This window comes from Clostridium sp. DSM 8431 (assembly GCF_900116755.1).
Lineage (GTDB): Bacteria > Bacillota > Clostridia > Clostridiales > Clostridiaceae > Clostridium.
The window spans coordinates 1-18,957 of the sequence record NZ_FPBY01000064.1 but is presented as its reverse complement, the minus strand read 5'-3'; the positions used below and the strand labels follow the sequence as shown (position 1 = coordinate 18,957).

Below are 18,957 nucleotides of genomic sequence, written 5' to 3'. Positions count from 1 at the left end.
CATATGAACACATCCATAAAAACTTATAAAGTAACTACCGAACTTTGGACTTTCCTACTTTTTGCAAGGTTATCCACTTTATAAGCCAATACTTGGTTTACTTGCGTTATGTTCCATATGTCCTCTAGCGCTTCCTTCATACCTTATCGTTGCCAATAACGCACTTGCATTCGAGTTGTCTTCCTATCGGGACGGCGACGCAGGCTTCTTTCAGCCTGCCGGCTCAGCAAACATGCTGGGCGAACAAAAAGGCAGTCAGTAAAAGATTATACTGACTGCCTGCTTTTTATATGTAACTATTTACTAGTTTTAAAGAAAAATTTTATTATATTAGATAAAAACTTTGGAAGTTTTATAGCTATAATTTTCATACACTTATCCCCCGCATTAAAATAGAATTTATTTCTTTACATTATATATATGCTAGGATTTTAAAAATAGTCATTATTTTTTAATCTTTAGAGTAAATAACCATCATAACGCCTTTATTAAAAGAAATCTCTATATCCTCATTTAAAAACTCATTACTTAATGCTCTTGGTTCTAAAAGAGTCATATCATAATTATTTAAAAGATACTTAGCACCTTTGATTGTTACATTAGTTACTTCATCACTCATAGGAATAAAGCTTAAGGTATCTTTAAAGCTACCCTTAAGGCGTGTTTTCTTATTAATGAAGAAAATTCTATTATGATCATCAACTATTTCAAGTTCTATATTGCACTTTAATGCATCAAAAAATAGCCCAAAGTTTCCAATGGTATGATCCATTCTGCTTCCTGTACCACCTAAGATAATTATCTTTTTAAAGCCAAGCTCCTTAGCCTTTTCATATCCAAAACGCGTATCAGAATAATCTTTATCTACGCTAAGAATAACTTCTTCTATTTTTTTCTCTCTAAAATGCTTTAACACCTTTTTATTAACAGAATCAAAATCGCCTAAAATAGTATTAGGTTCAACATTATATTCATATAAGCAGTTACATCCACTATCTACACCTATAATATAATCATCTTTTTCTATAGTTTTTAATAGAAGTTCTTTAGATGGCTTTGTACCCCCAGTAACTACTACCGCTTTCATTTAAGCCTCACTCTTCAATTCTTTTATATTTTCCTCTATCTTACCATCTTTAAATACAGCAGAACCTGCTACAGCAACATTTACTCCTTCATCTACAACAGTTTTTATGTTGTTTACTCCGATTCCTCCATCTATTTCTATGATAAGATCCTTATTATATTTGTTTTTTAATTCATTAACTTCTTTAACTTTATTTATAGTATATTCAATGAACTTTTGTCCACCAAAACCAGGATTAACAGACATTATTAATACCATATCAATTTCAGGAATTAAATCTTTAATTAAATCTACAGATGTTCCTGGATTAAGAGCTATACCAGCTTTGATGTTTTTTGATTTTATAAGTTGAATAGTTCTGTCAATATGTTTGCAAGCTTCATAATGAACTGTAATTATATCTGCTCCAGCCCCTATAAAATCATCAATAAATCTTCCAGGTTCCTCTATCATTAGATGAACATCAAAACACTTATCAGTTTTATCTCTAAGCGCTTTAATAACTGGAGCTCCAAAAGTAATATTAGGAACAAACTGTCCATCCATTACATCTATATGTACCCAATCTGCTCCTGCCTTGTCTATTCTTTTTACTTCTTCTCCTAACTTTGAAAAGTCAGCAGAAAGTATTGATGGTGCTATTTTTACCATTTATATTTTCCCCCTTCAATTATTTCTTCTAAAGTTCTTATATAAAATTCATATCTATGTTTATTAATTTTCCCTTCTTCAACAGCTTCTTTTAAAGAACATCCTGGTTCTTTATGATGAACACATCCTCTAAATTTACATGTGTCATTATACTCATCAAATTCTGGGAAATAGTACTTTAGCTTATCTTTTTCTATAAATGTTACATCAAGAGTTGAAAAACCTGGTGTATCAACTATATATCCATTATCAATTTCAATAAGTTCGCTGTGTCTTGTTGTATGCTTACCTCTTCCTATTTTATCACTTACAATACCAGTTTCCATATGTTCTTTATCTGCAAGCTGATTAATAAGAGTAGATTTCCCTGCTCCTGAAGGACCACATAAAACAGTTACATTATTTTTCATTCTTCTTCTAAGTTCTTCTATTCCTATTCCTTCTTTTGCATTTATGAATAACACTTCATATCCTATGTCTGTAATTTTATTTTTAATTTCTTCTCTTTCTTTTTCATCTACCAAATCAACTTTATTAAGGCACACAACAGCCTCAATATTATTGCTTTCACATAAAAGCAAAAACCTATTTAAAAGATCAAAATTTAAATCTGGACTCTTAATAGCAAATACTACAAAAGCTAAAGTTACATTTGACACAGTAGGTCTTATAAGTTCAGAGGTTCTCTCATGAATTTCTTCTATTACACCTTTTCCTTTTTCAACTTTAATGCTTACATTATCTCCTACTATTGGCTTCATATCCTTATGACGAAACTTCCCTCTTGCCTTACATTCGATAATTCCTTCTTCAGTTTTTATATAATAGAAGCCGCCTATTCCTTTAATTATTTTTCCTTCCATAATTCCTCCAAAATTTTAATTCCTATTATATATAATAACCAGATTCCTATTATAATTGCAAATAAATATTGTTTTTTAAGTTATATTAATCTTTATATTGTAGTTACTTTTGCTAACAAATATATATTTTTTAGTTTCAAATGCAATTAATATAAACAAAAAAATAACAGGAATAATCCTGCTATTTTTTATATTATTTATTTTTTGCTTTATTTTCACCAGGATTAGGTTCTACTGGTGGTTGCTCTGGTGGTGGTGTTTTTTCTTTATCCTCATCATCTTCTTTCTGCTTATATTTTTCCTCATCAGACGTATCATCCTTCTTTGGTGGCTCCTTAGGAGTTGAAGGAGTTTCTCCATCTGATTTATTACCAGTGATAGTTTGATTTTGCTGATTATTAGTTGTATTTTCTTCAGCTTTATATACTCCAACATAAATTGTAACAGTAGTTCCAGACTTAACTGAATTTCCTACACCCTCTGAAGCATCAATTACCATACCATTTTGACTCTTATCACTAATTGTTCTCTGCTCTATAGAAACTCCAAGACCAGCATTTGAAAGTCTTTCTGCTGCAGTACTTTGGCTTACTCCAATAATAGATGGAACCTTAACATACTTAACAGCTGGTCCTTTACTTACAACTATAGTTATAGCTGTGTCTTCAGTTACTGACTCAGATGCTTCTGGATCTGTGCTTATTACATAACCTGAATCAACATAATCACTAGTTTCATACGAAATCTTGTAATTTGTTAATTTAGCCTTTTCAAGATCACTCTTTGCATCATCAATACTTTCTCCTACTACATCTGGCATAGGAATCTTAGTTTCTCCACCACTTACGATAACTCTTACCTTATCACCTTTTTTAGCTGTACTTCCTGGTTCTGGATTAACCTCTAAAATTGTTCCTTCAGGCTCTGAGCTTTCTTCAGTTCCTGCTTCTTCAAGAACTAATCCAACATCGCTTAAAGACTTCTTAGCATCAGTTAAAGTCATTCCTTTTATATCAGGAATAGTTACTTCTTTTGCAGATGAATTATTTAATGAAAATACACCAACTACTCCAAGAATTAATACAGCAGCTACTGCTATAATTCCAATAATCATTTTTTTCTTTTGCCCTAAGCTTGATGATTTTGACTTAGGCTTTTCATCTTCTTCATCATCATAATCATAATCATCATAGTCATAAAAATCATCATCACTATCTACGGATGAATCTTTTTTATTATTAGAAGTATTACTATCTACTACAGGATTAACAGCTTCCATAACGATTGTTTTACCATTATCGTCTTTTTTGTCATCTCCTATTATAGCATTTGGATCTTCTTTAATCTTTTCAAGATCTGTAATTGCTTCTCTTGCAGACTGATATCTCTTACTTGGGTCCTTTTCCATTAACTTTAATATTAATATGTTTAGACTTTCAGGAATTCTAGAATTAACCTGCTTTGGTGGAATAGGTTCTTCTTGAATATGCTTTAATGCTATTGTAACTGGAGAATCTGCATCAAAAGGCAACTTTCCAGTAGACATTTCATATAAAACAACACCTAAAGAATAAAGATCAGTTCTTGCATCTACAAAACTTCCCTTTGCCTGCTCTGGTGAAAAATATTGAGCTGATCCCATTATAGTAGTTGTGTTTGTTAATGTGCTTGAATCAGAAGATTTTGCTATACCAAAGTCAGTAACCTTTATAACTCCATCGTCTGTTACTAAAACATTTTGTGGTTTAACATCTCTATGAATAATATTATTCTTATGTGCACATTCTAATGCTCTTGCAATTTGTATACCAATCTTAACCGTGCTTTCATAATTTAGCTTTCCAAATTCTTTAATAACTTGCTTTAAGGTTTTTCCTTGAACATATTCCATTACTATATAATTAATATCATCCTGACTACCAACATCAAGTACATTTACAATATTATTATCTGACAACGTAGCAATTGCTGTTGCCTCTCTTTTAAATTTATTAACTATATCAGGATTATCACACAATTCTTTTTTTAATACTTTTACAGCTACATTTCTATTAAGCTTATTACACCTTGCCTTATAAACTATAGACATTCCGCCTTCGCCGATTTTTTCAAGTATTTCATACCTACTTCCTAATACTTCGCCTATCATACTACCTCTCCTCCAAATAATAAGACTGTAATATTATCCCTGCCTCCTTTATCTTTAGCAAGAGTGACAAGTTTGTCGCAAATATTATCAAATTCTTTATTTTCACTAATAACAGATACTATTTCATCTCTAGTAACTTCATTTGTTAAACCATCTGAACATAATAAATATATGTCATATGTACCTTTCTCTATGACAAAAATATCAGTATTAACAATGTCACCAGTTCCAACAGCTCTTGTTATTATATTCTTTTTAGGATGATTTGCAGCCTCGTCTTCAGTTATAGTTCCCAAGTCTACTAATTCTTGAACAAGTGAATGATCCTTTGTAATCTTCGTTATTTGGTTTCCTTTTAGTCCAAAACACGAACTATCTCCCACATTTGCAACAATTACTTTTTCACTAATCTGAAGACACGCAGTAACAGTGGTTCCCATCCCCCTCATACTACTGTCTTTTAATGATAGATTATATATTTCTGAATTAACATAACTTATAGCATCTCTTAAAATATTTATACAACAATTTTTGTTAAAATATTTTTTCATAAAGTCAATAATACCTTCAGCTGCCATTTTGCTTGCAACTTCTCCTGCATTATGACCTCCCATACCATCTGCTACTACATATATACTAAACTCATCACTTTCGTAGTAACATAAATAATCCTCATTTAGGCTTCTCACCATCCCTACATCACTTAAAAAACCAACCATAAACCTATCCCCCCTTTTCAACATGGGCTTTAATTATTATCACGTGCTTTAATGTAACTTCTTCTAAGCTGACCACATGCAGCATTGATGTCACTTCCCATTTCTCTTCTCACTGTCACTTCTACACCATGATTCTTTAAAATTTCCTCAAACTTTTCTATAGTTTCCTTTGAAGATCTCTTAAATGAATTTTCTTTAACCTCATTAACAGGAATTAGGTTAACATGACACAATAATCCCTTTAACAGCTTTCCTAATGCCTTTGCATCCTCTGCTCCATCATTTACATCTTTAACAAGAGAATATTCAAAAGTTATTCTTCTTGTTGTTTTGTCTATATAATATCTACATGCATCAAGAATTTCCTGGATGGAATACTTATTTGCAATAGGCATTATTTCTCTTCTCTTTTCATCACTAAAAGCATGTAATGATATGGCTAAAGTTATACTTAATCCTCTATCTGCTAAATCGTATATTTTAGGTACTATACCACAAGTTGATAATGTAATGTGTCTTTGCCCTATATTTAATCCATATTCAGCATTTACAAGTTCTAAGAACTTAGTTACATTTTCATAATTATCTAGAGGTTCTCCACTTCCCATAAGTACAACGTTAGATATTCTCTCTTTAATAATACTTTGTGCAACTAAAATTTGTGCTAAAATTTCACCAGCGCTTAAGTTTCTTACCCTTCCTTCTAAAGTAGATGCGCAGAATTTACACCCCATTCTACACCCTACTTGTGTGGAAATACATATAGAATTTCCATGTTTATATTTCATTATTACAGTTTCAATAAGATTTCCATCTCTAAAACATAATAATAATTTTTTTGTTCCATCAATTTTAGACTCATACATTTCTTCTACTTTAGGAATTTCAATATAAAAGTTCTCACTTAATTTTTCCTTTAAGTTTTTAGGAATATTCTTCATTCCTTCAAAGTCCCAGACTTCTTTATATATCCATGAGAAGATTTGTTTTGCTCTAAATGCACTTTCACCGTTTTCCTTCATCCAGCTTTGTAATTCTTCTAAAGTAAAATCTAATAAATTTTTCATATAAAGCTCCTAATTTTTACGTATCTTAGCTATAAAGAATCCATCCATATATTCATTAGGCATTATTGTAAGCATTCCCTCTTTGTCATACTTAAATTCTTTTCCTTTACCAACAAATATTTTTTCTATTTCTGCATCCTTATGCTTTTCAACAAACCATCTTACGTTTTCTTCATTTTCTTCTTTGTTTAAAGTACAAGTTGAATAAACCATTATTCCACCCTTCTTTAAATATCCCCAGGCATTTTCCATAATTTGTCTTTGAACATCAACTATTTCCTTTAAATCTTTTCTCTTTTTATTGTACTTAATTTCAGGTTTCTTTCTTATTATTCCTATACCTGAACATGGTACATCTATTAATATCTTATCAGCTCTGTTTATAAGGTCTGAGCTAAGAACAGTAGCATCCATCTGTGCAAGTTTAACATTAGTAAGTCCAAGTCTTTCACAGTTTTCCTTAATAAGTTCTAACTTTTGTTCATGAATATCGTAAGCTAAAACTTCACCTGTGTTATTTAATATTTCAGCTATATGAGTTGTTTTTCCACCTGGAGCTGCACAAAGATCAACTACAGTTTCACCTTCATTTATTTCTAATAATGGGGCAACCATCATAGCACTTTCATCTTGAACAGTTATTTTACCTTTAGCAAATAATCTATTCTTTTCAATAGACTTTCCACCATTAATAGCTATAGCTTCTGGGCACACGAAACCTTCTTCTATATTGTAGCCTTCAGCTTCAAGCTCTTCATATATTTCTTCATATTCACCCTTAACATCATTAACTCTTACAGTAACCATTGGAATGTTGTTAAGTCCATGAAGTATTCTTAAAGTCTCTTGTTCACCATATTGCTTAAATAGCATTCTTATCATCCATGGTTCAAAAGAAAATTCATAAGCTATTTCATCTATTTTATTTCTGAATTTTATATCAAAAGCACCATTCTTCTTAACGAAGTTTCTAAGTATTCCATTTACAAGCTTTGCATCTTTTTCCGAAACTTCTTTTGCAAGTTCTACTGCTTCATTTACAGCTGCATATGAAGGTATTTTATCAAGAAAATGCATTTGGTAAATTGCCACTCTTAAAATATTTAAGACTGTTTTATCCATAACATCAGTATCTCTAACGAAAGAACCAATAATCATGTCTATAGTTTTTAATCTTCTTAGTGTACCATATACTATTTCTGTAACTAAGCTTTTATCAACATCTGATAAATCTGATTCATTTAATTCCTTAGACAAAATTATATTTGAGTATGCTCCTTCTTCAGTAATTCTATTTAATATTTTAACTGCAATTTTTCTACTATTCATAATTTTACCTCTTTAATCATTTCTATTACTTATGGCAATTAATCTAATAAGCTGAGATACTGCCATAATTGTAGCTGCTACATATGTCATAGCTGCTGCTTCTAAAACTTTTTTAGCCCCTTTTAGTTCATCTCCAAACAAGATTCCCTTAGCATCTAAGATTTTTAATGCTCTTCTTGATGCATCAAATTCAACCGGAAGAGTTACAAGCTGAAAAACTACTACTGCTGAAAACATAAGTATACCTAAATAAACTAATGGTTTTATAGATAGAATTAAACCTGCTATAAATAAAATCCAAGAAAAATTGGAACTGAAATTAACAACAGGAAAAATTGAATTTCTAATCTTAAGTGGACTATAACTTTTAGCATGTTGAATGGCGTGACCACATTCATGAGCTGCTATTCCAGCTGATGCTATACTGTTTCCATTATACACCTCTGGAGAAAGTCTTAAAACCCTTGATGACGGGTCATAATGATCTCCAAGCTGTCTGTTTACAACTTCTATTGGCACATCGTAAAGTCCTGCTGAATCTAAAATCATTCTTGCAATTTGCGATCCTGTATATCCATTAAGTATTCTTACACTTTTATATTTATTATATGCAGAATTTACTTTTGCCTGAGCTAAGAAACTGATTAATAGTGCTGGCAGAAGTAAAATATAAGTGGGATCAAATCCATAAAAAAAGCCATGATGCATACTAAAATCACTCCTATCTTAGAACTACATTTTCATCTATTTCATGACCATTTATATATTGTTCAACAGTTAAAGGCTTTTTGTTTGGAAATTGCACTTTTTTAATTAAAAGAACACTTTCTTTGCAAGCAACCTTAATTCCTTCTTTGCTTACATTTAGTATTGTTCCATTTTCCTTATTATGCTTTTCATTTAATACTCTTGATTCAAAGATTTTCATCTTATCTTCTTTATAGTTAGTATAACATATAGGCCATGGATTTAAACCTCTTATTAAATTATGTATTCTCTCTGCTGTATCATTCCAATTAATAAGTGCCATATTCTTATCTAACATTTTAGCATAAAAAGTTTCACCAGTCTGCTTCTCAGGAGTTATTTCTCCCTTTACCATCTTATCTATTGTATTTTTAAGAAGATCTGCTCCTCTTTCCTTTAAGATGTCATAAAGTTCACCAGCTGTCATTTCTTCTAAAATTTCAACTTCATCCTTCATAAGCATATCTCCAGTATCAAGACCTACATCCATTAACATAGTAGTGTTTCCTGATACCTTTTCACCATTTATTACTGCCCATTGTATTGGAGCTGCTCCTCTATACATTGGAAGAAGTGAACCATGAAGATTTATACAGCCATACTTTGGAATATCTAAAACTTCTTTAGTTAAGATTTGTCCAAATGCCACTACTATAATAAAATCTGGCTCCATATCTTTTAATTTTTGTACCATTTCAGGTTCATTTTTTAACTTTTCTGGTTGGAAAACAGGAATATTATGTTTAACTGCTACTTCCTTAACATCAGAGAAAGCTAACTTTTTACCTCTTCCCTTTGGTCTATCAGGCTGTGTAAAAACAGCCTTAACCCCATAATTTTCAATAAGCATTTTTAATGCAGGAACAGCAAAGTCTGGCGTTCCCATAAAAACTATGTTCATTTTTATCTTTTCCTCCTATTTGTTTCCTACGTGGTCAATAAATAGTACACCATCTAAGTGTTCATTTTCATGACATATAGCTCTAGCTAAAAGTTCTTCACCTTCAAGAATAAATTCTTCTCCCTTTTCATTTAGTGCTTTAACTTTAACATAGTTAGGTCTTCTTACATCTTCACTAACTCCAGGTATACTTAAGCATCCTTCTTCACCATCTTGAACTCCACTTGTTTCTAATATTTCAGGATTTATAAAAACTCTTAATCCTTCTCCATCATAAACATCAATCACAAAAATTCTCTTTAATATACCAACTTGAGGTGCTGCTAAACCAACACCATCAGCTTTGTACATTGTTTCACCCATATCTTTTATTAAAGTTAAGATTTTTTCATCAATCTTATCTACTACCTTTGAGCGTTTTCTTAAGACGTCGTCTCCTTCTAATCTTATATTTCTAATTGCCATTTATTTCTCCTCCTAAGCCATATTATTTGGGTTTATATCTAAACTTACTCTTATATCATTATATACACTCTTAGTCAATTCATAAAGAGTATCTTTAATTATTTTTCTTAATTCTATATTTATTGAGCCTTTAATTACTATTTGCCACCTATATTTTTCTTTTATTTTCGTTATTATACATGGTGTAGGCCCTAAAATCACAATATCTTTCTCATTTTTCAAAACTTCTTTTAAAGTTTCTCCAGCCTTTGCCATAAAATTTCTAAGCTTTGCTTCATCTTTAGATAAGCCATTTATTAGTAAGATTTTACTAAAAGGCGGATAATTCATTGCTTTTCTAACTTTAATTTCTTCCTTATATAAATCATCATAATTATTATTCACAGCATAATTTAAGCTCATACTTTCAGGGGTATAAGTTTGAACTATTACATTGCCCTTCTTATCTCCTCTTCCTGCTCTTCCTGCAACCTGAGTAATAATTTGATAAGTTCTTTCATCTGCTCTATAATCAGGAATATTTAAAGAAATATCAGCTGCTAAAATACCTACTAAAGTAACATTTTCAAAATCAAGTCCCTTAGATATCATTTGAGTACCTATAAGAATATCTGCTTCACCATTTTTAAAGGAATTATATATATTTTCATGAGCATCCTTTGTTCTAGTTGTATCAACATCCATTCTTAAAATTCTTGCCCTCGGAAAAAGCTTATGAACTTCTTCTTGAACTCTTTCAGTACCTGCTCCAAAGAATTTAACATACTTGCTTCCACACTTTGGACACATCTTAGTTTGCTTCATAGCCCTTCCACACAAATGGCATACAAGATATCCATTTTTATGATATGTCATTGATACATCACACTCTGGGCATTTAAAAACATATCCGCAGCTTCTACAAGATACAAAGGTCGAAAAGCCTCTTCTATTTAAAAACAAAATAGTCTGTTCACCTTTTTCTAAGTTTTCCTCCACTGCCTTATGAAGCTTTCTACTTAAAATAGATAAATTTCCAGATTTAATTTCCTCTCTCATATCGACTATTTCAGTATGAGGAAGAGGTTTATTACTTACTCTGTTTTTAATTTCTATAAGTTTAAGTTTTCCTATCTCTGCTTCATAAAAACTTTCAATAGATGGAGTTGCAGAACCTAATACATATTTACAGCCTTTAATTTCACTTAAAAACTTAGCAACTTCTTTAGTATTATATTTAGGGTTATGATCTGACTTATATGTGTTTTCATGTTCTTCATCTATAATGATAAGTCCTAAATCATTAAGTGGAAGGAAAATAGCACTTCTAGCTCCAACAACAAGTCTTGCTTCTCCTTTTTTTATTCTAAACCATTCATCATATCTTTCGCCTAAAGACAGTCTGCTATGAAAAAGAGCAACATCTCTTCCAAATCTTCCTTTAAATCTTTCAATCATCTGAGGTGTAAGAGCAATTTCAGGTACAAGCATTATAGCAGATTTTCCTTGGTTTAATACTTCAGACACCAGATTCATATATACTTCTGTTTTTCCAGAGCCTGTAACTCCTTTTAAAAGAAATCCCTTTTTATCTGAATTCATTATTGTATTAAAAGCTGCTCTCTGCTCTTCATTTAATACATTCTTAGTTTCTTCTTTATACTGTCTGTTATTATATCTATAAACTACCTTATCTTCTGCACATAAATATCCTTCTTCTATTAATTTATTTATACTATATAGTGATAAGTTAAATTCTTTATTAAGCTCTGTCTTTGTAAACTCACCATCATGTTTTTTAACAAAGTCTGATATTTTTATATAATTATCCTTGGTTTTATACTTGCCATCAAGCTCCTTTACAAAACCTATAACAATTTTCTTTTTATTCTTAAGACCACTTAAAATACCTGTTGGAATTATGCATCTTATTGCATCTATATACTTACATAAATAATTATCTCTTAAAAAGTCAATAAGCTTTAAATCATCTCTAGATAAAATTGGCTCTTCATCTTCAATTGAGGTTATATATTTAATTCTCTTTATATTTTCAATACCTTCACATTTTAATCCTATAACAAAGCCTTCCACTGGTCTATTTCCTTTTCCAAAAGGAACTTTAACCCTGTGACCCACCTCTATTATATCATTATGTTCATCTTTTACTTTATAGGTGAAGGGTCTGTCAATTTCTACTGCATCACTATTAACAATTACCTCAGCATATAAATCTATCACTTTTTCCTTCACAACTCCTTTATAACAGAAAAAGCGCTTTTAGCGCTTTTCCATAATTACATCAAATAATTCCCTAGCAACTTCTCTTTTGCTCATTTTGCTAAGAACTTTTTCTTCTAATTCTCTTGATATAATAGTTACCCTATTATCATCAGATCCAAATCCAGTATCCTTTGATGTAATATCATTAGCTACTATATAATCAAGATTCTTTCTTTGAAGTTTACCTTTAGCATTTTCAATAAGATTTTCACTTTCAGCTGCAAAACCAACTAAAACTTGATTTTTCTTATTTTCTCCTAAAGTCATTAGTATATCCTTGTCTCTTACAAGCTCTATAACCAAACTACCTTCACCTTTTTTGATTTTTTGCTTACTTACTTCTTTTGCTTTATAATCTGCAACTGCTGCTGACATTATTACAATATCAGATTCTTCATATCTTTTATTAATTTCATCAAACATTTCCGAGTTTGTAGATACATCGATAGTTTCTATGCCTTGAGGTTTTTCTAAAGCTACAGGTCCTGATACTAAAGTTACCTCAGCACCTCTATCTCTAGCCTCTTTAGCTATTTCATATCCCATTTTTCCTGTGGATCTATTAGAAACAAATCTTACTGGATCAATGTCTGATCTAGTTGGTCCTGCACTAATTAGTACTTTTTTACCACATAGATCTTTCTTGTCATACAGTTCAGTTAAAACTCTCTCAACTATAACTTCTGGTTTAGGTAACTTTCCTTTTCCTATATCACCACAAGCAAGTCTTCCTGAGTCAGGTTCAACAAATTCATATCCAAGAGATTTTAATTTTTCTATATTACTTTGTACTATAGGATTGTCATACATATTAGTATTCATAGCTGGGGCAAATATAACCTTAGCCTTTGATGCCATAATAGTTGTAGATAGCATATCATCTGCAATTCCATTTGCTACTTTTCCTATTATGTTTGCTGTTGCTGGTGCAATAAGTATACAGTCAGCTTTCTGTGCTAAACTTATATGTTGTATTTCCCAAGCCTTTGGTTCCTGAAACATATCAGTAATAACAAAATTTTGACTTATACTTTGAAATGTTAAAGGTGCTACAAACTTTTCAGCATGTTTTGTCATTATAACATTTACTTCAATATTCTTTTTTCTTAAGGAGCTTGCAATATCTAAAGCTTTATATACTGCTATTCCCCCAGTAACCCCAAGTATAACACACTTATTACTATTCATTGTCCTCATCTGATTCTACAGTGTATAATTCTTCAGGTTCAGATACAACATCAAAGTTAGCTTCTTCGTATGAAACTAAACCTTCATTAACTTCATTAATAGCTACTGTAAGTGGCTTCTTTGAATCTGTTTCTACTAATTCTTCTGAACCGTCTATTATTTGTCTAGCTCTTTTTGATGTTACTATAACTAGAGAATATCTATCCTCTACCTTCTTTAATAATTCTACTACTGATGGATTAATCATTGTATTCTTCATCGTCTAAAACCTCCTTCAAATCTGGTAAAACATTATCTTTTATTCTATCTACTCTACAACTTTCTGCAGCTAAGATATTTTCTATTTTTGAAACCGCAGCATCTACTGTATCATTTACAACTCCATAGTTGTATTTTGAGATATAATTTATTTCTTTATAAGCAGAAGTAAATCTCTTCATTAATGATTCTGGAGTTTCACTTCCTCTATTTATTATTCTTTGCTTTAATTCTTTCATTGATGGAGGAAGTATAAATATAAACACTCCATCTTCTCCACAGTTTTCTTTAACTCTTAATGCTCCTTGAATATCTATTTCAAGAATTACATTTTTACCGCTATCAAGCATTTCTTCAACTTTAGACTTTGGAGTACCGTAATAATTTCCGTATACTTCAGCCCATTCTAAGAAATCATTTTCCTGAACCTTACCCTTAAATTCTTCCTTTGTCATGAAATAATAGTTTACTCCATGAACTTCACCTTGTCTAGGCTCTCTAGTTGTTGCTGAAACTGAAAGGTATATATCTTTATGCTTTTCTAATAAAGCTTTACATATAGTTCCTTTTCCAGCTCCAGAAGGACCAGAAATAACTATTAATATTCCTCTATTATTATTCATCTTATTCTTCAACCTCTTCTACTGCCTCATCTTTATTTGATAATCTATGAGCTACAGTTTCAGGCTGAACTGCTGAAAGTATAACATGATCTGAATCTGTTACTATTACTGCTCTTGTTCTTCTTCCATATGTAGCATCTATAAGCATTCCTCTATCTCTTGCTTCTTGAATTATTCTTTTGATTGGTGCAGATTCTGGACTTACTATAGCAATTAATCTATTTGCAGAAATTATGTTTCCAAAACCTATATTTATAAGTTTTATTCCCATGTATCATTTCCTCCTTGAACTATTCAATGTTCTGAACTTGTTCTCTTATTTTTTCAATTAAATTTTTTATATCAATGACTAAATTAGTCATATTCATATCGTTACATTTTGAACCAATAGTATTAGTTTCTCTATTCATTTCTTGAATTATAAAGTCAAGTTTTCTTCCTATAGATTCATCTAAGCATAAAGTCTTTCTCATTTGATCTAAATGACTATATAGCCTAGTTATCTCTTCATCAACTGCAACCTTATCTGCAAATATAGCAACTTCTTGAGCTATTCTTTCTTCATTAACTTCAAAATCTTGTGTAAGCTCTTTTATTCTTTCTTCAAGTTTTATCTTGTAGTTTTTAGGTACTTCATTTGCATAGCCTTCAATTTCTCTAACATCATTCTCAATATTTGAAAGTTTTGCGAAAATATCTTCTCTAAGTTTTTCCCCTTCAACCATTCTCATTTCCACCATTTTATCTAAAGCAGATTCTAATAGTGGTTTAACTTCACTTAAAATTTCATCTAAATCTTCTTCTTCAGTTTCAAGTGTTATTATGTCAGGTAGTTTAGCAATCTTACTTACTGTAATGTCATTTTCTATATTTAATGATTCAGAAAGTTCTGTTAAACAGTTATAATATTCCTTAGCAAGCTCAAGGTTTAATGTAGGCTTAGAATTTCCTTTTCCATAACTTTTATAATTTATAAAAACATCTACCTTACCTCTTTTTAGTCTTGAACTTATTATCTTTCTTAAATCTTCTTCTAAAGCAATCATAAATTTAGGTAATCTTATATTTATGTCAAGATATCTATTATTAACACTTTTCATTTCTATTGAAAATAAATAATCTTTACCTTCTTCACCTTGTGCCCTTCCAAAGCTAGTCATACTTTTTACCATTACTTTTATCCACCTCCCTCAAACATAAAATAATAATAATTCATAGCCTTTATATAGTCAACATTTTGTTCACAATTTGTTAACATTTTTTTAGTACCAAAAAAAGAGGCTCAAGTTAAAGCCCCTTTTTCAAATAATCTTCTCGCACTTTCTCTATCTCTCTATAATTTTTTCTAATACTTTTAACATTTTCAAGAGATATGCCTGTAGTTTCAGAAATACTTTCATCATCAGAATTTTCAAGAAGATTTAAAATTTTTTCTAAATTCTTAAGTTCTTTTAGTCTTTCTTCTTCAAGGTTTCTCATATAAAAGCCCTCATTTTTAAAGTTATTTTATAAATAAAATGTTCCTTACATAAAAGTAACTATTTCAGATATTTCCTTACTCTTATTATGAGTTGGAAGAGGTTTTACTCCTTCAGCTGCATATCCAAGGTCAAGCATCATAAGTACTTCTTCATTTTCTGGAAGACCAAGTTCCTTTTGGACTACTTCTGGATCAAAGAAATTAATCCAACAACTGTTTACTCCCACATTTTCTGCTGCTAAAAGCATATGAGTAGCTACAATTGAAGCATCTTCTACACCTGAATCTCTTTTTTCACCTGGGTAAGTAAATACATTATTCTTATCAAAAGCAACAACTGCTACTGTACTAGCACCATATCTGCAAGGTGTACACTTATCAACTTTAGCTAGTCCTTCTTCACTTTCTATTACATAAATATGTTGTTCTTGAAGATTCTTAGCTGTTGGAGCTATTCTTGCTGCTTCTAAAATTTCATCAAGCTTTTCTCTTTCAACTTTTTTACCATTAAATTTTTTACATGAAAAACGTTCACTAATTACTTTTGTAAATTCCATTTTAAATTCCTCCATTGTTTTTAATTTGGGTTCATATATATTTTATCAACTTTACTTAAAATTAAAAGTATAAGTTTTCAAATTTGCTTTACACTTATACTATAATTTCTTTTGTTTACAATGTAAAATGCTTATTATGAGTTACCATTCATTTTTCGTATTGCTGAGCAAATTCTAATTATATATATTTATATTATAAAATCAGCTTATAATTGCAAAAAACGATAATACCATCTAAGGCAGCTAATATTAATTATTTTCTATCTGCTCAAGCTGCTTTTTATTAAATAACTCCTTAATGCAAAGTTTTAAATATCAGTATTTTTATCTCATTTATATCTAATAACCTAACTACTATATAACATATTCATAAAATCTTCAAAAGAATCCGCCACATATTGCAAACTTCTGCGTTGTAAAAATTCTATTGCTTCTGCTTCTGATTGATAATCATTAATATCAATTCCATAATCATTATCCACAATGAGTAAGGAAACTTGTTCATCTAAATCTAAATATACTACTTTAGGCTCAGCACTATTATCTTTATAATCAAAGCAGATATTATTTCCAGCTGGATCAATTGCAAAAGGAACAACATTTTTAGGTAATACACCATCTTCATCATCAGTCTGCACATTAAAGCAATGTATTAATGAATCCTCGTCATTTTCATTAATTTGAAGACCCCTCCAAATACCCTTTGTATTCCTTCAACATCAAATAGTTTTTATCTGGAGTAGTCCAATGATATAGCGAAACACATTTCTTATACTCATCAGGAAAGCGAAAACCTATTTTCTTTTCAACCTTCTCAATGTCAGCTAATTTTAATTCATTATTATCATAAATCGTCCATTTAATATTACATTCTCCTTTAATTCTTTTAAAATACTTTTATAAAAATTCACCTTCAAATATAAAACCCATTTTATTTTCACATGAATTTCCTCCTCCCCATAGTGTTTGTCTAGAACCTTCATGAGGGCTCCTTTTTACAAGCCTAATTATATATATTTATATTACAAAAACACCTCTAAATTTAATTAAAAGTGCTTTTTATAAGTATATATTTCTAAATCAGCTAATCTTACTGAAATAGGCAGTCTGCTTTTATTATTTATTAAATTTAATACTATTTCTGTAGAAGTTTCTAAATCAATATAATTTCCACAGGACACAAATATAGTTTTCACATCATTTCTTGTTCTAAGAGCTCTGCCATATACTTCTCCATTTATTATAATGTCCTCATATGAACCTTTCTTATTTTCCGGCATATTAAAGTCAAAACCATTAACTTTCAAATAACTTTTGGCAACACCTATAGTTGGTCTATTAAGAAAAGCTGCTTACCTTTTGAAGTCTATTTCCATTTAAATTGTAAGCATAATTATAATACATATTATTGAAGACTGCACCACTAATTATACTATCTGGATTATATTCTAATTGTTGCCTTACAACATTTAGTTTATCCTCTTTATCTTTCGTATAAGCTTCTAATAATGTTAGATTACCATCAATATTATAGCTTCTATCTTGATTGTTTCCATTTCTATCAATTCTCTTAGTTAAATTTCCTTCTTTGTCATAATAGAAGTACTCTGAATTTCCTTCTTGATCCTTAATTTCTGAAACCTGACCTAAAGAATTATAGAAATACTCAATTGTTCCACCATCACCATCAATAACTCCAGTTATATTTCCTCTTGCATCATAACTATAGCTTTGAGCTTTCTTATTTTCTCTTCTTGAATTAGGCGTTGTAATATCCTTAATCTGTCCAAGTAATGTATAAGTATACTCAACCTTATTCTTCTCTCCATCAATTGAAGTTTTTAAATTTCCTCTTGGATCATAAGTATTTTGTGCTGTTACTTGTCCTAAAGCGTTTTTAACTTCAATTACTTGTCCAGTAACATTGTACTTATAAGTTGTACCAACACCATCATCAGTATTAGCATCGTACTGCTCTGGTAATACCTGCTTTATAATTCTATCATTCTTATCATAGAAAAGCCTTGTAGTGTTACCAGATATATTGATAAAATGAGTTAATCTACTTTGTTCGTCGTACTTGTAACATTTCTTTTTCTTATCAAAGTCAAAGTTCTTTTCAGCAAATAATTTTTCATTTTCTTTCTTCTTATTATACCTATCAAAGAACTTAACATTATAATATAATCATACTCTGACTCATACTTCTTCGTAACTGCTTTAGCATCTTCTCCAGAGAATTCTCTTAAAGAAACAATGTGGTCTGATTTGTCATATTCGTAAACCTTACTTCTAAAGATTCCATCTCTTAAGCCCCGATAATTATTTGGACAAATCATATTAGTATAGGTTATACTAAATATAGTAATTATTGGAGGTAATTTATGAAAGGAAAAACTTATTCAGAAGAATTTAAGAATCAAATATTAAATGAAGTGAAAGAGGTTGGTAATGTTTCTTTAGTTGGAAGAAAACATGGAATATCTACTAGTACAATTTTTACTTGGATAAGCAAATCAAAGAATAAAGATAAGATTAAGGTAAAACCAGGTAGAAAAGCTTTGATTGAGGGAAAGAATAGTATAGAAGAATTAAATGAAGTAACTCAGGA

The 18,957-nt window shown here is 30.4% G+C and carries 22 protein-coding genes and 1 pseudogene; 1 reads left to right on the top strand and 22 read right to left on the bottom strand.

The genetic code is table 11. The features are described 5' to 3' along the window. Window positions 1-451: 451 nt before the first annotated feature. From BM384_RS08260 to BM384_RS18215, 22 genes and pseudogenes are all read right to left on the bottom strand, one after another. Window positions 452-1,087, bottom strand: a complete 636-nt coding sequence (locus tag BM384_RS08260; protein ID WP_090012784.1) for a thiamine diphosphokinase — start codon at window positions 1,085-1,087, stop codon at window positions 452-454. Continuing rightward, a complete protein-coding gene (gene rpe / locus BM384_RS08255; protein WP_090012783.1) occupies window positions 1,088-1,738 on the bottom strand; it encodes a ribulose-phosphate 3-epimerase in 651 nt (216 codons plus the stop codon). Next, window positions 1,732-2,601 (bottom strand): ribosome small subunit-dependent GTPase A, encoded by an 870-nt coding sequence (gene rsgA, locus BM384_RS08250; protein ID WP_090012781.1) that lies wholly within the window; start codon window positions 2,599-2,601, stop codon window positions 1,732-1,734. The genes rpe and rsgA overlap by 7 nt, the downstream gene beginning before the upstream one ends. Window positions 2,602-2,794: 193 nt before the next feature. Next, window positions 2,795-4,750 carry a Stk1 family PASTA domain-containing Ser/Thr kinase gene (pknB, locus tag BM384_RS08245; RefSeq protein ID WP_090012780.1) on the bottom strand — a complete coding sequence of 652 codons (1,956 nt, stop codon included), beginning with the start codon at window positions 4,748-4,750 and terminating at the stop codon, window positions 2,795-2,797. Continuing rightward, complete coding sequence (locus BM384_RS08240) at window positions 4,747-5,469, bottom strand: Stp1/IreP family PP2C-type Ser/Thr phosphatase (RefSeq protein WP_090012778.1); 723 nt, start codon at window positions 5,467-5,469, stop codon at window positions 4,747-4,749. The genes pknB and BM384_RS08240 overlap by 4 nt, the downstream gene beginning before the upstream one ends. A gap of 29 nt (window positions 5,470-5,498) precedes the next feature. After that, a complete protein-coding gene (gene rlmN / locus BM384_RS08235; RefSeq protein ID WP_090012776.1) occupies window positions 5,499-6,536 on the bottom strand; it encodes a dual-specificity RNA methyltransferase RlmN in 1,038 nt (345 codons plus the stop codon). A 9-nt stretch (window positions 6,537-6,545) separates the two neighbouring features. Beyond that, window positions 6,546-7,865, bottom strand: coding sequence for a 16S rRNA (cytosine(967)-C(5))-methyltransferase RsmB (gene rsmB, locus BM384_RS08230; RefSeq protein WP_090012775.1), 1,320 nt, complete (start codon window positions 7,863-7,865; stop codon window positions 6,546-6,548). Window positions 7,866-7,877: 12 nt separating this feature from the next. Next, a complete protein-coding gene (locus BM384_RS08225; protein WP_090012773.1) occupies window positions 7,878-8,573 on the bottom strand; it encodes a zinc metallopeptidase in 696 nt (231 codons plus the stop codon). A 13-nt stretch (window positions 8,574-8,586) separates the two neighbouring features. After that, complete coding sequence (fmt, locus tag BM384_RS08220) at window positions 8,587-9,513, bottom strand: methionyl-tRNA formyltransferase (RefSeq protein ID WP_090012772.1); 927 nt, start codon at window positions 9,511-9,513, stop codon at window positions 8,587-8,589. Window positions 9,514-9,528: 15 nt separating this feature from the next. Continuing rightward, the gene (gene def / locus BM384_RS08215) at window positions 9,529-9,978 is read right to left on the bottom strand and encodes a peptide deformylase (RefSeq protein ID WP_090012771.1); all 450 of its coding nucleotides are present in this window, start codon (window positions 9,976-9,978) and stop codon (window positions 9,529-9,531) included. A 12-nt stretch (window positions 9,979-9,990) separates the two neighbouring features. Further along, window positions 9,991-12,195 (bottom strand): primosomal protein N', encoded by a 2,205-nt coding sequence (priA, locus tag BM384_RS08210; RefSeq protein ID WP_090012786.1) that lies wholly within the window; start codon window positions 12,193-12,195, stop codon window positions 9,991-9,993. 42 nt (window positions 12,196-12,237) lie between these two features. Continuing rightward, entirely contained in the window at window positions 12,238-13,428 is a 1,191-nt protein-coding gene (coaBC, locus tag BM384_RS08205) for a bifunctional phosphopantothenoylcysteine decarboxylase/phosphopantothenate--cysteine ligase CoaBC (RefSeq protein ID WP_090012769.1), read from the bottom strand. Then, the gene (rpoZ, locus tag BM384_RS08200) at window positions 13,421-13,687 is read right to left on the bottom strand and encodes a DNA-directed RNA polymerase subunit omega (protein ID WP_090012768.1); all 267 of its coding nucleotides are present in this window, start codon (window positions 13,685-13,687) and stop codon (window positions 13,421-13,423) included. Before rpoZ ends, coaBC begins: the two co-directional genes overlap by 8 nt. After that, window positions 13,668-14,321 (bottom strand): guanylate kinase, encoded by a 654-nt coding sequence (gmk, locus tag BM384_RS08195; RefSeq protein WP_242945984.1) that lies wholly within the window; start codon window positions 14,319-14,321, stop codon window positions 13,668-13,670. The genes rpoZ and gmk overlap by 20 nt, the downstream gene beginning before the upstream one ends. Continuing rightward, the gene (locus BM384_RS08190) at window positions 14,311-14,580 is read right to left on the bottom strand and encodes an extracellular matrix/biofilm regulator RemA (RefSeq protein WP_090012764.1); all 270 of its coding nucleotides are present in this window, start codon (window positions 14,578-14,580) and stop codon (window positions 14,311-14,313) included. Before BM384_RS08190 ends, gmk begins: the two co-directional genes overlap by 11 nt. A 19-nt stretch (window positions 14,581-14,599) precedes the next feature. Beyond that, window positions 14,600-15,481 (bottom strand): YicC/YloC family endoribonuclease, encoded by an 882-nt coding sequence (locus BM384_RS08185; protein WP_090012763.1) that lies wholly within the window; start codon window positions 15,479-15,481, stop codon window positions 14,600-14,602. A gap of 115 nt (window positions 15,482-15,596) precedes the next feature. Next, window positions 15,597-15,788, bottom strand: coding sequence for a hypothetical protein (locus tag BM384_RS08180; protein ID WP_090012761.1), 192 nt, complete (start codon window positions 15,786-15,788; stop codon window positions 15,597-15,599). Window positions 15,789-15,833: 45 nt separating this feature from the next. Beyond that, a complete protein-coding gene (locus BM384_RS08175; protein WP_090012759.1) occupies window positions 15,834-16,346 on the bottom strand; it encodes a nitroreductase family protein in 513 nt (170 codons plus the stop codon). A 347-nt stretch (window positions 16,347-16,693) separates the two neighbouring features. After that, the gene (locus BM384_RS08170) at window positions 16,694-16,999 is read right to left on the bottom strand and encodes an SMI1/KNR4 family protein (RefSeq protein WP_347455057.1); all 306 of its coding nucleotides are present in this window, start codon (window positions 16,997-16,999) and stop codon (window positions 16,694-16,696) included. A gap of 393 nt (window positions 17,000-17,392) precedes the next feature. Continuing rightward, a pseudogene (locus tag BM384_RS08165) lies at window positions 17,393-17,692 on the bottom strand (endonuclease V); the annotation flags it as partial. Beyond that, a complete protein-coding gene (locus BM384_RS08160) occupies window positions 17,685-18,389 on the bottom strand; it encodes an RHS repeat domain-containing protein (protein ID WP_242945985.1) in 705 nt (234 codons plus the stop codon). The pseudogene BM384_RS08165 and the gene BM384_RS08160, both read right to left, overlap by 8 nt. A 14-nt stretch (window positions 18,390-18,403) precedes the next feature. Then, on the bottom strand, window positions 18,404-18,685 hold the full coding sequence (locus BM384_RS18215; RefSeq protein ID WP_242945983.1) for a hypothetical protein: 282 nt from the start codon (window positions 18,683-18,685) through the stop codon (window positions 18,404-18,406). Window positions 18,686-18,730: 45 nt separating this feature from the next. Between BM384_RS18215 and BM384_RS08155 the strand changes: the two genes are divergently transcribed. Beyond that, on the top strand, window positions 18,731-18,957 hold a 227-nt coding region (locus BM384_RS08155; RefSeq protein WP_139232073.1), incomplete at its 3' end, for a transposase.

Excerpts from the sequence above, each read along its gene's own strand:
- BM384_RS08225 (WP_090012773.1), bottom strand. The coding sequence starts at position 8,573 with ATGCATCATGGCTTTTTTTATGGATTTGATCCCACTTATATTTTACTT.
- BM384_RS08180 (WP_090012761.1), bottom strand. The coding sequence starts at position 15,788 with ATGAGAAACCTTGAAGAAGAAAGACTAAAAGAACTTAAGAATTTAGAA.
- fmt (WP_090012772.1), bottom strand. The coding sequence starts at position 9,513 with ATGAACATAGTTTTTATGGGAACGCCAGACTTTGCTGTTCCTGCATTA.
- def (WP_090012771.1), bottom strand. The coding sequence starts at position 9,978 with ATGGCAATTAGAAATATAAGATTAGAAGGAGACGACGTCTTAAGAAAA.
- BM384_RS08190 (WP_090012764.1), bottom strand. The coding sequence starts at position 14,580 with ATGGGAATAAAACTTATAAATATAGGTTTTGGAAACATAATTTCTGCA.
- pknB (WP_090012780.1), bottom strand. The coding sequence starts at position 4,750 with ATGATAGGCGAAGTATTAGGAAGTAGGTATGAAATACTTGAAAAAATC.
- rpoZ (WP_090012768.1), bottom strand. The coding sequence starts at position 13,687 with ATGAAGAATACAATGATTAATCCATCAGTAGTAGAATTATTAAAGAAG.
- rpe (WP_090012783.1), bottom strand. The coding sequence starts at position 1,738 with ATGGTAAAAATAGCACCATCAATACTTTCTGCTGACTTTTCAAAGTTA.
- rsgA (WP_090012781.1), bottom strand. The coding sequence starts at position 2,601 with ATGGAAGGAAAAATAATTAAAGGAATAGGCGGCTTCTATTATATAAAA.
- rlmN (WP_090012776.1), bottom strand. The coding sequence starts at position 6,536 with ATGAAAAATTTATTAGATTTTACTTTAGAAGAATTACAAAGCTGGATG.
- BM384_RS08175 (WP_090012759.1), bottom strand. The coding sequence starts at position 16,346 with ATGGAATTTACAAAAGTAATTAGTGAACGTTTTTCATGTAAAAAATTT.
- BM384_RS08185 (WP_090012763.1), bottom strand. The coding sequence starts at position 15,481 with ATGGTAAAAAGTATGACTAGCTTTGGAAGGGCACAAGGTGAAGAAGGT.
- coaBC (WP_090012769.1), bottom strand. The coding sequence starts at position 13,428 with ATGAATAGTAATAAGTGTGTTATACTTGGGGTTACTGGGGGAATAGCA.
- rsmB (WP_090012775.1), bottom strand. The coding sequence starts at position 7,865 with ATGAATAGTAGAAAAATTGCAGTTAAAATATTAAATAGAATTACTGAA.
- BM384_RS18215 (WP_242945983.1), bottom strand. The coding sequence starts at position 18,685 with ATGATTTGTCCAAATAATTATCGGGGCTTAAGAGATGGAATCTTTAGA.
- BM384_RS08240 (WP_090012778.1), bottom strand. The coding sequence starts at position 5,469 with ATGGTTGGTTTTTTAAGTGATGTAGGGATGGTGAGAAGCCTAAATGAG.
- BM384_RS08260 (WP_090012784.1), bottom strand. The coding sequence starts at position 1,087 with ATGAAAGCGGTAGTAGTTACTGGGGGTACAAAGCCATCTAAAGAACTT.